The organism is Enterovibrio norvegicus FF-33, assembly GCF_000286835.2.
In the GTDB taxonomy this organism is placed as follows: domain Bacteria; phylum Pseudomonadota; class Gammaproteobacteria; order Enterobacterales; family Vibrionaceae; genus Enterovibrio; species Enterovibrio norvegicus_A.
This window is the reverse complement of record NZ_AJYD02000038.1, coordinates 1,141,401-1,154,433: the sequence shown is the minus strand read 5'-3', so window position 1 is coordinate 1,154,433 and position 13,033 is coordinate 1,141,401. Positions and strand designations below refer to the sequence as shown.

Genomic DNA, 13,033 nt, shown 5'->3' with positions numbered 1-13,033 from the left:
CCCATGATGGCTCCTTACTCTCATTCCCATTCTGAGTTACCTGCCAAGCAGGGTTTACTGCAACGCATGTGGAAATATCCCGCACTGGAACATTACGTTCGCTTAATCATCTTGGTGTCTGTGATCAATCTAGGTTGGCTGATCTATGGTGTCACGCAGGGACAATGGTTTTTTACAAGCCAGATTGATCTCTCAAGCCTCAGCAACATGGTGATCAGTAACTTCTTCGTTGCAATACTGATTCGACAACAGTACATCATCAATTTACTGTTCTGGCTTGCGACACGCGCCCCCGTCACTTGGCCGCTTTCTGTTCGTTGGCATCTAGGCAAAATCTATCATCACGGCGGTCTTCATAGTGGCTGTGCGGTAAACGGTTCGTTATGGTTTGCGCTTTTCACTGGTGCGCTGATTTATCAACGCAATCAAGCCCCTTCATCCGTCTCATCCACCAGCCTGTATAGCACAATGGCGATTGTTGGCTTATTGGTGGTGATCATCGCGATGGCCATGCCCAATATTCGGAAGAAGTTTCACAATGCCTTCGAGCGGACACACCGTTTTGCCGGGTGGTCAATCCTCATCTTGTTTTGGGTGCAGGCATTCGCGGTTGCGGCGGACAGCAAACCCGAGTTAACTCCATTGGCTCGCATGCTGCAAACACCATCTATGTGGCTCATCAGCATCATGACATTCAGCATACTGTTACCGTGGTTACGCCTCCGTAAAGTGCCTGTTTCTATCACGACGCCCTCACGCCATGTCGCGCTGCTGAAGTTCAATTACGGCGTCACCCCGTTTGCGGGCTCTTCAATGGCAATAAGCCGCTCTCCACTTTCTGAATGGCACCACTTTGCCAATGTACCTTCGCCAACTGAACCCGGTTATCGCTTGACCGTATCCCGCGCTGGTGACTGGACGGGGAAACTGATTGACGACAAACCGAGTCACCTATGGGTGAAAGGCATCCCGACCGCGGGTGTCGCAAACATCGAAGTACTGTTCAAACGCGTGGTGTATATCGCTACGGGCAGCGGTATTGGCCCTTGTATACCACATTTGTTAGCACAAAAATTGCCGATTCAGCTGGTGTGGTCAACGCGTGACCCTCGCAAAACCTATGGTGATGAATTGGTCGACGAAATTCTTGCCGCACAACCCGATGCACTGATCTGGGATACCGATAAGCAAGGTAAGCCTGACATGGTGCAATTGGCTTATGCTGCCTACGAAGCGTTTGATGCAGAAGCAGTTATTTGCATTTCCAATCAAAAACTTACACGTCAAGTTGTGTTCGGTTTAGAAAGCCGTGGCATACCTGCTTTTGGCGCCATCTGGGACAGTTAAGGACATGAATATGCTTATTAAAACCACCATGGACCAAGGCGTTGTTGTCATCCGCCTAAATCGTCCAGAGAAACGTAACGCGCTCAACTCAGCGTTGATGCAAGAACTCACGGCAACACTCTCGGAATATGACACTAATCCCGACGTGGGCTGTTTTGTTATCACAGGCTCTGAACAGATCTTCGCGGCAGGCGCAGACATCAGCGAAATGGCAAACAAGAACTACCAAGAAATGGCTGAATGCGATTATTTTGCGGGTTGGGAAGCTATCGACCGAATTCGTACTCCCATCATTGCGGCGGTTTCGGGTTATGCATTAGGCGGCGGTTGTGAGCTTGCGATGATGTGCGACACCATTTTTGCGGCCGATTCAGCGCTATTTGGTCAACCTGAGCTCACCATTGGCGTCATTCCGGGCATGGGTGGCTCTCAGCGCCTGACCAAACTGGTCGGAAAAGCCAAAGCCATGGACATGATATTAACAGGCAGAATGATGGACGCGACAGAAGCTGAACGTGCAGGGCTGGTGTCTCGTGTCGTGCCTGAACACCAACTGCTGCGAGAAACCATGGATGCGGCACACACTATCGCCAGTTACAGCAAACCTGCTGTTGTTCTGGCAAAAGAATGCGTTGTAAATGCAGAGAAGTTGCCCGTGAGCGAAGGGGTACGCTTTGAGCGTCGAGTTTTCCACAGTTTGTTCGCGACTCACGACCAAAAAGAAGGAATGAAAGCGTTTATTGCTAAACGTAAACCCAATTTTATTGGTCAATAACACGCAATCATTGCCGACCCAACACATTGAACAGATTTCTGGGGAGCTGCGATCAATCGAACGCCAGCCCCCCAATTACTTCTTTTACCCTAAAGTCGCTAAAACACACGTCGTACCCTATATAGCTGATATGACACTGTTTACAACAAAGTGTCTTAACTTGGACAACTTTTCCTTCTCACTCCTCATAGAATTACCTTCCGTGGATGAGTCACCATCATCCATTTTTAATGGCCATTCTGAAAATGGTCATGACAAAAAGGACGATGTGATGAGTGATGCCAACAAGCCTAGCGATGAGGAAGAAACGGATAAAGGGGAACAATCCGCCGCCGTAAACAGCGCGCGTCGCTTCACTTATTACCTGATCGCGTTAGCATTGGTCATTTGGTTCTATACCTTGTGGGCTGACCGCGTGACGCCTATGACCAGCCATGGCAGAGTCAACGGGCAGCTTATTCGCATTAGCCCTCAGGTCTCAGGCCCCATTTCGAGCATTTCGGTGGTTAACAATGCCGAGGTCAAACGCAATCAAGCCTTGCTTGCTATTGAAAAGAGTCCGTTTCAATTAAACGTAGAATCCGCGCGGTTAGCACTTCAACAAGCCTCGCAATCCGTCAATGCCGATTCTGCGGCTGTAGACGCAGCCAAAGCCACGCAAGTCGCGGCTCGCGTCAAACTCGCCAATGCAAAACAACATGCTGAACGCAACACGACTCTCGCGCGTCGAGGCGTGGTCAGCCAAGCCACGCTTGATGACAGCCTATCGGCACTGAATACCGCCAGAGCCAATCTTGCAGAAGCCACCGCAGGATTTGCCAGAGCGCAGGAAGCATTAGGTCCGAAAGGTGAAAATAACCCTCAGGTTAAATCAGCGCTGAACAAACTCGATCAAGCACTGCTCGACCTGTCTTATACCGACATCAATGCCCCTGCCGCTGGTGTCATCACCAATATCAACCTAACAGCCGGTGATTATGCGGCGACAGGACACCCTCTACTGACCTACATCAATAACAATCATTTCTGGCTAACCGCCATGGTGCGTGAAAATTCGCTGGTCTATATCCAAAAAGGCACCATCGTGAAGATTGTCTTTGATGCCTATCCCGGTGAAATTTTTCACGGCGAAGTCACTTCGATTGGCTGGGGTAGCAGCGGCAATGGAAGCCTTCAAATCGATGGCAACAATGGCTTGTTTGATTCGCCAGCAGGTATTCAACATGCACAGCGTTTCCCCGTGAATGTTCGTTTCTTTGACATTCCCGATGACGTTAATCTCCGATACGGCGGCCTTGCAACCGTCAGTTTTTATCCTCGTCAGTCTGCGTTTGGAGAAGCCTTACTTGATTTGTGGACGTGGATTTGGAGCTACCTGAGCTATGTCTCGTAGTGGTGTTTCCTAATCATGTTTAGACGCCCCGGTAATGCCATTATCCGTGTTGCGGTTTTTCCCGTTCTGCTCCTATTTTGGCAGCACGTTTTTGGCACGGAAATACCGTTATTAGGCCCTGCAATCTGTGCGGTGTTTTTATGTACTTCACACAAGCCGCCGCCACTGATGATGGTGATACTAATGGCTGTTGTGCTATTTATCACGGCATGGTTTCAGGCCAGTCTCAGTAATCTATTGCTCGACAATCCTATTGTTTATTACTGCATGCTGTTTGTGGTGTTCTATTGGTGCATGTTGCGCTGTCGAATTAATCCACAAGATTTACTGGCGACGCTACTGGTGGTTTCAACAGCAATGATTGCCGTGTTCTCCCGTCAAAAAGGGATAGACGTCACACAAGTGCCACTGGCGTTGATGGAGAATATTTTTATCGCTGGGTTTGTTGCCTATCTGGCGTATTTTCTTGTTCCCGGTGGCGACCCAATAGCGCCGACACCAACGCCACAGCCCTCGGAACCCAAACACACCGAAGTCTGGCATATCGTGGTGAAAGCCAGTGTGATTTTGCTGGTTTTGATCAGTTCTATCGCCCTCAATCTGGTGCAAAGCACCATCGTCACGATTACCGTTGCATTGATACTTAAAGATCCCGATCCGATCAGTGCGCATAGTTATGGTATTCGACGCTTTCTCGCTACCTTGGCAGGCTTTCTGTTCGCGTTGCCTGTGCTCATGATGAGTGTTTTGCAAACCAATCTGATTGGGAACATGGGTATTGTATTGACCTGTTCGCTCCTTATGGGCGTTCACGCCATGAATAAAAATGCCAGTTACAGCACGATTCAATTGCTCTATTCCGGATTTGTGGTCTTGGTGTATTACGGCATTACTCAGAATGCAGGCAGCGCTTTCATCGAGGATGGAAAGCGCCTTTTCTCGATCATGGGCGCGGTGATGTTAGGAATATTTGTATTGATATTGCTTCAGCCCAGATCCACAACAGTCACAACTGCCAAAACAAAAAAAGCGAGACGAGTGACTTAGAAGCGTGGGGGGCGATGTATTTGGCTGGCTTTATTTTCGCCCACGTTCATCTGCTTGCTCATTTTGCTCGTCACTACTGCCGCTAGATAGATCCGTTTCTGATGCGCTAAATGAAGGCAACGGCGCGGCGCTTGCCGGATCGTCTGTCATCATCATAGGCATGACAGCGGTTTCATCTGCGCTCTCTCGCAAACTTCCATTCACTTTCGGCAACGATGAGGTCATTTGAGGTTCATCTTCGTCTTCCATGACTGTTGATAAAACAGCAGGAACGACGCGAATTTGGCTCGCCGTCGTATTGGCGATCGAAGACAGTTCAAAATAGACACTGAATCGGTTTGCTGCATCGTCCTCTTCAATATGCTCTAGCTGACTTTGATGAAGGCTCAATATGGCGTCAACAATTTTGGTTCCCATCCCTAATGAGCCAGAAGCGCTGCCTTCTGCAACATTATTAGACAATCGAAATCCCACACGGCGCGAGCCAACTTTGACAGCCTCAACCAAAATGGTTGAATGCTGAGGACTATGACGAACTGCATTTTCAAGCAGATTGTCGAATACACGATTGATCAGTTGCTCATCAGCGATGACTACGCATTGAATGTCAGCACTCACCACAATGTCGACCTGCTTACGTTTCGCTGACAATGAAAAACGTTGCTCGATATCTTTCAGCAAAAACGACACTTCAATCTCTTGATATGAAAGAACAATTTTTGCTGTTGGGGAACGCGCGGCATCAAGCTGCTCTTTAAGATGGCGCTGAAGCCGCTGTGCATTGTGATACGCCGTATCGATCATGCCTCGCCCTTCATTGTGCTGTATGCGCCACGTTTCGAGATAACCCAGCACATTCGCCAACGGAGTTTTGAGGTCATGACTCAGTTGCATAAGATGCTCACGGCGCTGTGCTTCTTGAATCCGCAACTGAATAAACTGCTGTTGTATCACGGCCATCATACGCCGATATTGCGCCGCGATTTCTTGCAACTCGGCAGCTGAAAACTGTAGCGGCGGAGTAACGCGAAATTCAGAACTCGCCGCTTGCTCAATTTGATTCACCATGAGTCGCCCTGGAATGATGATATGGCGAAACACTAGGCGATAGACACACAAGGCAAAAAGCAAAATTGCCACCAAAGCAGCAAATATCACTGGGGCATACAACAACAAGGATTCTGGATCCATCAGCACGCCACGATGCGAGCTGCCAATCACCACGTACAAATAACCGGCGACTTTGCCGCCTGCATCAATTTGCGCTGCTGAAAATACGTTTTGGCCACCTTTTGACAAGGGGTCATTCCCCAGAATAGGAAAAGGTTGCTTTTGAAGAAATTGTTGAATCGGCGCAACATCAACCTTACGTCTTACAACGTCTTCAATCGGTGGACCGGAGGTAGTGATATTGCCCTCTGGGTCAAGAAAGTAGATTTCAAAGTCAGGCCCCAGCAACATTAAGGTATGGAAAATGGAGGAGAGTGCCTCAGTGCTGTAATCGTCACCCACCATCAGTGGGTTATCATCTCTCATGTGAACAGCCAGCTCGCTGTGAAGTGTCTGTTGTGCCCTGAATTCATTTTCTTTCCAAACAGACACACTCAAAAATGTCAGCAAGGCTGCGCTGATCAAAAACCACACTAAAGTGAATAACAGCAGACGATGCTTAAACGTCAATAGCGACTCCATGACATATTTTGTTGTTTGTACTCATTCTGTCTCTACACGCATGCTGACGTATATCACCAAGTACAACATTGTTCTGTTCCAAACAAAGCTAAAAACAGGCTATATGCGATGCAAAGTAGCCGCTTCTCGAAACTTATACCCGACACCCCATACAGTATGGATGTACTTCGGCATGTCTGGATCACGTTCCAATTTGCTTCGTAAACGATTCACTGCACAACAAACAGTATGACGGTATCCGTCATAGTCCGTGTTCCAAACACGGCTCAATAGCTCGTCTTTGCTGAATACTCGCTCTGGCCTTTTGGCTAAACAACACAGTAGCGAAAATTCCGTAGGCGTAAGATCAATGGTTTTGCCACCTAACGTCACACTGTGTGTTTCCGGTGAAATCTCCAGATGATTGAACAACAAGGATCCGACACTTAGCTCATCGCTGACAGCATCCGTTTCTTCTGCAGCAATGTGATGCCACTGGTTGTGCACAGCAGCCCGACGCATTAATGCGCGTATTCTTGCCTGAAATTCAATCACGCTGAATGGCTTTGCTAAATAGTCATCAGCGCCCGATTCGAAACCTTCCACCATGTCGGATTCAGAGTCCATTGCCGTTAATATCAAAATGGGCACGCCATTGTGCTGGTGGCGCAATTGCTGGCACAAGGTCATACCGTCGCCATCATCAAGGCCTCTATCTAATACCACGGCATCTATTTTTCTTTCGCTGAGGACGCGAAACCCTTCTTCCAATGACGTCCCTTTTACGACTTCATTGCCCATCACTTTCAGGTGCAGTGAAACCAGTTCGGCGATGTCTGCATCATCTTCTAGTACGAGTACAGTCTGAGACATGTTGACTCCCTTAACCTTTTATTGAGGACACCATGTATGAACAAGGAACGCGCAAATAAATTTCATCCTTAAACCTGGAAATGAGGTATGTCTCGTGTAATTCTCCAAACTGAATGTGAATTCTTACAAATAAAACGCACGATTCATATTAGTGGGCATTTTAAGAAGAAAAATCAGAGACTTAATTACCAAACAACCGACAGAACACCGCGCAATTTGATTAGGGAGCGAATCAATTTGAGCATGAAATGTAATGTGGGTGCAGAAAATGTGATGCGTATTTGTTATGATTACAATCAATGCGTACATACTTTTCAATCTGTTAAACCATGTTTGAATGGTTTTCGTAACAGTACGCGAGCGTCATAAATGATTAGAGCTGTATTGATTAATGCAGCAGTTCATATGAGAGGGAACTTCCATGAATAAACTTTTAGCCACGTCATGCCTGCTGCTTTCAGCAATGCCAATGACCAGTTTCGCCGCAGAATGTGGCAAGGTCACCATCGCAGACATGAATTGGAGTTCTGCAACAGTTATCGCCAATATTGACCGCTTCATTCTTGCAAATGGTTATGACTGCGACGCAGAGTTAGTGCCGGGCGATACCATGCCAACCGGTACATCAATGATTGAAAAGGGCGAGCCAGACATTGCGCCAGAATTCTGGAGCAACTCACTAAAAGCGGCATTGGACAAAGGCGTTGAAGAAGGCCGATTACGTTTTGCGGGTAGCACACTATCTGAAGGCGGCGTAGAAGGTTTCTGGGTACCTAAGTTTCTTGTCGACAAAGACCCGAGCCTAGCCACGATTGAAGGCGTAAAAAACAACCCACTACTTTTCAAACACCCAGAAGATCCAACGAAAGGTGCATTTTATGGCTGTCCTGCTGGCTGGAACTGCCAGATTTCATCAGGCAACCTATTTAACGCATTGGGACTTGAAGACAAAGGTTTTGAATTGATTGATCCAGGTTCAGGCGCTGGTCTTTCTGGCTCTATTGCCAAAGCATATGAGCGCGGTCAAGGTTGGTTTGGTTACTACTGGGCGCCTACTGCTGTGCTTGGTAAATACGAAATGGTCAAAGTTGACTTCGGTTCAGGCATTGATGAAGAACACTTCAAAAGCTGTATTACAAGCGAAGAGTGTTTAGATCCCAAAGCGACCATGTACCCACCATCAGCGGTCGATACGGTGGTAACGGAAAGCTTTGCACAACGTGCCCCTGGTGCAATGAGCTACCTGGCTAATCGTTCATTCACCACCAATGAGCTAAACACTCTGCTGGCTTGGATGGAAGATAATCAAGCAGACGGTGAAATTGCCGGTGAATATTTCCTCGAAAATCATAGCGACATTTGGACTCAGTGGGTAACTCCTGACGTGGCAGCAAAAGTGAAAGCGGCACTGTAAGCGCGCATTCAACCAACGGGCTGATGCATTCAGCCCGTTTCTTCAATCACAAATAGTGTCATTGCTCTCACCCGCCTAACGTCTCATCAGTCTCAGTTAAAACACCGAGGCTAAAATCGTACCGGGTATATTCACTATATTTTACTAATAACAACTATACAGAGGATGCTGTACTGTTATGGCAGATAATTCTTGGTTAACGGAATTCCCGGAGATGGAACGCTCCGATCTTCTAACCATCCGAAAAACACTTGATGGTGCTTATCGCGAATTCTCACGAAACTATGGCGAAACCATCGAATCATTTTTCGACCCCCTTCTTCAATTTCTCATCTGGTTTGAAAAGCTACTACTCGGCACGCCGTGGTGGTTAATGATCGTTATTCTTGCTGGCGTCTCTTATCTTGCCAGCCGCTCATGGAAACTCGGCGTCAGTGTTATATTCGTCTTCCTCGCCATTGGTTACTTTGGCATGTGGGAAGATACGATGCGGACCATGAGTATCATACTGGTATGTACCATGCTGGCCATCGGGCTCGGCATACCCATCGGTATCGCCATGGCCCGTTCAAATCGCATTCAATCTCTGGTCACCCCCCTACTTGATGTCATGCAAACCATGCCAGCATTTGTCTACCTGATCCCTGTCGTGATGTTGCTTGGCATTGGTAAAATTCCGGGCGTCATTGCCGTTATCATCTATGCGATTCCACCGGTTATACGCCTGACCAATCTCGGTATCCGACTCGTGGATAAAGAAGTGCTGGAAGCGGCAACCGCTTATGGCGCAAGTTCAACGCAACGCTTGTTTGGCGTACAGTTACCCCTAGCCATGCCAACTATCATGGCAGGCATAAACCAAACCATTATGATGGCACTAGCGATGGTCGTTATCGCCTCAATGATCGGCGTAAAAGGCCTCGGCCAACCGGTACTGAAGTCTATTACTAACCAATACTTCACCCTCGGTTTAATCAACGGTCTTGCTATCGTTGCCTTGGCAATCATTTTTGACCGAGTGTCACAAAGCTATGCAAAACGCACTCAGCAGCATTTAAGTGGAGGTCATCATGAGTAAGTCCAGCACTACACCGCTGATTCAAATCAAAGGCCTTTACAAGATTTTTGGCAAGACACCAGAGAAACTGCTGCCAGACGTGAAAGCAGGCAAGTCCAAAGATGACATATTGGCTGCATCAGGACATACCGTAGGCCTGCAGCAAATTGACTTAGATATCGAACGAGGCGAAATCTTCGTGATTATGGGTCTGTCTGGCTCAGGTAAATCCACCCTCATTCGCCACTTCAACCGTCTGATAGACCCAACTGAAGGTCAAATCATTGTTGAAGGTGAAGACGTGATGAAGTTGGACGAGAAAGGACTACAACATTTCCGCCGCCACAAAATGTCCATGGTGTTTCAACGATTTGGTTTGATGCCGCACCGCACCGTTTTGCAAAACGTAGCTTACGGTCTGCAAGTACAAGGTGTCAGTAAAGCAGAGCGTGACAATAAAGCGACCGAATGGCTTGAAACCGTTGGCCTTGCTGGCTACGAACAGCAGTACCCGTCACAGCTTTCGGGTGGCCAACAGCAGCGTGTTGGTCTCGCTCGCGCCTTGTGTACCGATGCAGAAATTCTATTGATGGATGAAGCCTTCTCTGCCCTTGACCCACTGATCCGCAGTGAAATGCAAGATCAGCTGATTGGTTTGCAGGAAAAGCTTCAAAAAACCATCATTTTCATCACGCATGATTTAGACGAAGCGCTTCGCTTGGGTGATCGCATTGCCATTTTACGCGACGGCAAGCTTATCCAACAGGGTCGCCCGGTTGATATCCTACTTAACCCAGCCGACGACTATGTTGAAGCTTTCGTCAAAGATGTTAATCGCGCTCGCGCACTGACCGTTGATACAGTGATGCAACCACAAAGCCTTCGTATTAGCACCGAAACCATTGGTGAAGCCCTCGCGCAAATGCGTCAAGCAAAAGTGCAGCACGGCTACTACATGAACGATGAAGGTTACCAAGGCGCATTATGCAGAGAGCGTTTGGAATCATTCGATTCATCACGTCATGGCGATGTTATTGATGACAGAGTGCTTGAAACGGTTCCAGGGATTCAATCAGACGCCCTGATAGAACAAGTTATCCCTGATACCATTGAGCATGAACTTCCACTACCCGTGCTTGATGAAGACGGTGAACTTCAAGGCCAGCTTTCTCGCGCTAGCGTGGTAGAGGTCTTGACTGATCAGCAAAGCAACGAAGAGAACACCGTAGATAAGGTCGAGGACACAGACAAAAAGAAACCCGATGAGGAAAGAGTATCAGCCTAGCTTTTCTCGCTTAAAGACTACGTGACTCATCGTCATCCAATCAATGCGCTTCATCTCGAAGCGCATTTTGTTTATCTCCCACATTTTTAAATCCCTGTCAGCTCACCAATAACCAACGAACTCTTCGCTATACTAGTTACATGTTTTCATTCTTGAGACGATATTGTGTTCGCGACCAATAGCAAAAACTCATACGCTCACAGCGCCTTTGGCCTTAAGCTCGCGACGATTAACTTGTTTAATTTTATCGAGCCACCTGGTGCCTTTTATGAGTTCAGTAACATCTACAGCGAAGATCAATGGCGACAAAAGCGCATGTGGCTTAATCGCTACATTGGCAGCTACCAGCCTGACATCATTGCGTTTCAGGAAGTGTTTAGCGCATCAGCACTCAAAGCACTGCTTGAACCGCTGGGATATCGATTTTTTTCCGTGGTGGATGAGCCTGAGCCAATCAATTCCGTCAACGATTACGTGTATAAAAGCCCGGTTGTTTGCCTTGCTTCGCGTTATCCCATATTGAGTGCCTTACCCATGCATGCTGATCCTGTGGTGTCAGAAAAACTGGGTATGAAAAAGGACTTCGAATATAGCCGCCTCCCCCTGTGTGCGACGCTCGAACTTCCTTCTCTCGGTCAAACGGATATTTACGTAGTGCACTTGAAATCCAAACGCCCAACCATGGAAGAAGACGACGAAAGTAAAGGTAAAGAGAAAACGCTTCATGATTCTATGCAGGCAGAAATCGCTGGATCTTGGGCATCATCAATTCAACGTGGTTCAGAAGTTTGTCAATTGATGGCATCCATCATTCAACGTCGCTTTCAAACCAATAATCCCGCGATTGTCATGGGTGATTTCAACGATGATTTGAATTCAGAGGTATTGCGCGCTTTTCATGTCACCGGCTTACGTTCAATTACGGAAGATATGGCGGATATGCCGCTGTCACACTATCAGCTTCATGATAGCTGGGATCTCTTTATCAAAAACACCGGTGAAACAGGCCTTGAACGCCCTAGCACGCACTATTTTCACGCAAAAGGTTCAGTGCTTGACTACATTCTGCTTTCCAACGAATTTAACAGCAGCGATCCGGCCAGCCTTGCAGAAGTTGGCGATTTTCATTGTGAAGACAGCCACCTCATTAACCCAAAGTTCGATCAAGATGCTTACAGCAGTGATCATGCCATTGTCAGTGTCACCATCGGTTTGCGCAGATAATCAAACATCGCGTTAGGAAAAAACAATTCGCTATTTATTCGCGACGCTCTCTAATCTGACGTAGTTTTAATAGAATAGTCTCAACAAAGAGACATTCTTTGTAGCTACTTATGCCGGAGAGCGCTCGCATGTTTCACACCTTACTATCGGCTCAACCACGACTCAAACCTTTGGGACTATCCACTTTAGCTTTTTTGTTATTTGCCATCACATTCTCTACGACTGCGCTCGCCGAGAAAAATGCGCCCAAGGAAATTGTGATTGTGAGCGAAGCATGGGAAGACGCCACAGAGAAAGACGGGACGGGTCTTTACTTCGACATCATGCGCAAAGTTTTTGAGCCTCTGGGATACAAAGTTAAGACCCTAACGACGACCTATTCGCGCAGCATTTACTTAGTTCAAACCCAAAAAATGCATGCGTTTCTTGGTTCTTACATCGATGAACAAGAAAAAGTGCTTTATCCCTATTGGCATTTTGATGCCGAGCAAGTCTCAGCGGTTTACAAGGCTTCTGTTATTCCCAAATGGACAGGTGAAGAATCACTAAAGGGAAAGACGGTAGGATGGGTTAAAGGTTATGACTACAACGAATACATCACCACGTCAGTGAACGTGAGAGAAGTAAAATCACGCCGTCAGGGCTTAACCATGGTGTACTCAGACAGACTGGACGTACTCATCGACGCACGCTCTGAAATTGAAGAAGAATTCGAACAAGGCTACATAGACCGAAATGCGTTTGCAGTGTCGAACGTGACAGATTTAAAACTCTATCCAGCATTTACGAACACGACGGAAGGTGAAGAACTGCGAATGCTTTATGATCAGCGGTTTGAGGTATTGTTAAAATCAGGGGAATTACAGGCTATGTTTGATGAATATGAATGGGACTACTTCCCTTTTCAAACTCAGTAGCTGCGAGGCATAAGTCCCCCGACGCACCAT

General features: G+C 47.3%; 11 protein-coding genes. 9 read left to right on the top strand and 2 right to left on the bottom strand.

Features of this window, described 5'->3' with window-relative positions; genetic code table 11:
• The first annotated feature begins 3 nt into the window (after nucleotides 1-3).
• From A1OO_RS13420 to A1OO_RS13405, 4 genes are all read left to right on the top strand, one after another.
• A complete protein-coding gene (locus A1OO_RS13420) occupies nucleotides 4-1,347 on the top strand; it encodes a hypothetical protein (protein ID WP_017003320.1) in 1,344 nt (447 codons plus the stop codon).
• Between the two features lie 10 nt (nucleotides 1,348-1,357).
• Nucleotides 1,358-2,122: an enoyl-CoA hydratase gene (locus A1OO_RS13415; protein ID WP_016960438.1), complete on the top strand. Its 765-nt coding sequence runs from the start codon at nucleotides 1,358-1,360 to the stop codon at nucleotides 2,120-2,122.
• 271 nt (nucleotides 2,123-2,393) lie between these two features.
• The gene (locus A1OO_RS13410) at nucleotides 2,394-3,515 is read left to right on the top strand and encodes an HlyD family secretion protein (RefSeq protein ID WP_026023854.1); all 1,122 of its coding nucleotides are present in this window, start codon (nucleotides 2,394-2,396) and stop codon (nucleotides 3,513-3,515) included.
• Nucleotides 3,516-3,530: 15 nt separating this feature from the next.
• Nucleotides 3,531-4,562 (top strand): DUF2955 domain-containing protein, encoded by a 1,032-nt coding sequence (locus tag A1OO_RS13405; RefSeq protein WP_016960436.1) that lies wholly within the window; start codon nucleotides 3,531-3,533, stop codon nucleotides 4,560-4,562.
• Between the two features lie 30 nt (nucleotides 4,563-4,592).
• Here A1OO_RS13405 and A1OO_RS13400 read toward each other — a convergent pair whose 3' ends face one another.
• Both A1OO_RS13400 and A1OO_RS13395 read right to left on the bottom strand, forming a co-directional pair.
• Nucleotides 4,593-6,254 carry a sensor histidine kinase gene (locus tag A1OO_RS13400; RefSeq protein ID WP_017003317.1) on the bottom strand — a complete coding sequence of 554 codons (1,662 nt, stop codon included), beginning with the start codon at nucleotides 6,252-6,254 and terminating at the stop codon, nucleotides 4,593-4,595.
• A gap of 99 nt (nucleotides 6,255-6,353) precedes the next feature.
• Nucleotides 6,354-7,106 (bottom strand): response regulator transcription factor, encoded by a 753-nt coding sequence (locus A1OO_RS13395; protein ID WP_017003316.1) that lies wholly within the window; start codon nucleotides 7,104-7,106, stop codon nucleotides 6,354-6,356.
• 421 nt (nucleotides 7,107-7,527) lie between these two features.
• On the opposite strand from A1OO_RS13395, the gene A1OO_RS13390 reads away from it, so the two are divergent.
• The 5 genes from A1OO_RS13390 to A1OO_RS13370 all read left to right on the top strand — a co-directional run bounded on the left by A1OO_RS13390 (nucleotide 7,528) and on the right by A1OO_RS13370 (nucleotide 13,003).
• Nucleotides 7,528-8,520, top strand: coding sequence for an ABC transporter substrate-binding protein (locus A1OO_RS13390; RefSeq protein WP_016960433.1), 993 nt, complete (start codon nucleotides 7,528-7,530; stop codon nucleotides 8,518-8,520).
• Between the two features lie 178 nt (nucleotides 8,521-8,698).
• Complete coding sequence (locus A1OO_RS13385; RefSeq protein ID WP_026023853.1) at nucleotides 8,699-9,598, top strand: ABC transporter permease; 900 nt, start codon at nucleotides 8,699-8,701, stop codon at nucleotides 9,596-9,598.
• Nucleotides 9,591-10,862 (top strand): quaternary amine ABC transporter ATP-binding protein, encoded by a 1,272-nt coding sequence (locus tag A1OO_RS13380; RefSeq protein WP_017003315.1) that lies wholly within the window; start codon nucleotides 9,591-9,593, stop codon nucleotides 10,860-10,862. The genes A1OO_RS13385 and A1OO_RS13380 overlap by 8 nt, the downstream gene beginning before the upstream one ends.
• A 165-nt stretch (nucleotides 10,863-11,027) precedes the next feature.
• Nucleotides 11,028-12,086, top strand: coding sequence for an endonuclease/exonuclease/phosphatase family protein (locus A1OO_RS13375; RefSeq protein ID WP_017003313.1), 1,059 nt, complete (start codon nucleotides 11,028-11,030; stop codon nucleotides 12,084-12,086).
• 263 nt (nucleotides 12,087-12,349) lie between these two features.
• Nucleotides 12,350-13,003 (top strand): substrate-binding periplasmic protein, encoded by a 654-nt coding sequence (locus A1OO_RS13370; protein WP_241819115.1) that lies wholly within the window; start codon nucleotides 12,350-12,352, stop codon nucleotides 13,001-13,003.
• Nucleotides 13,004-13,033: the final 30 nt, after the last annotated feature.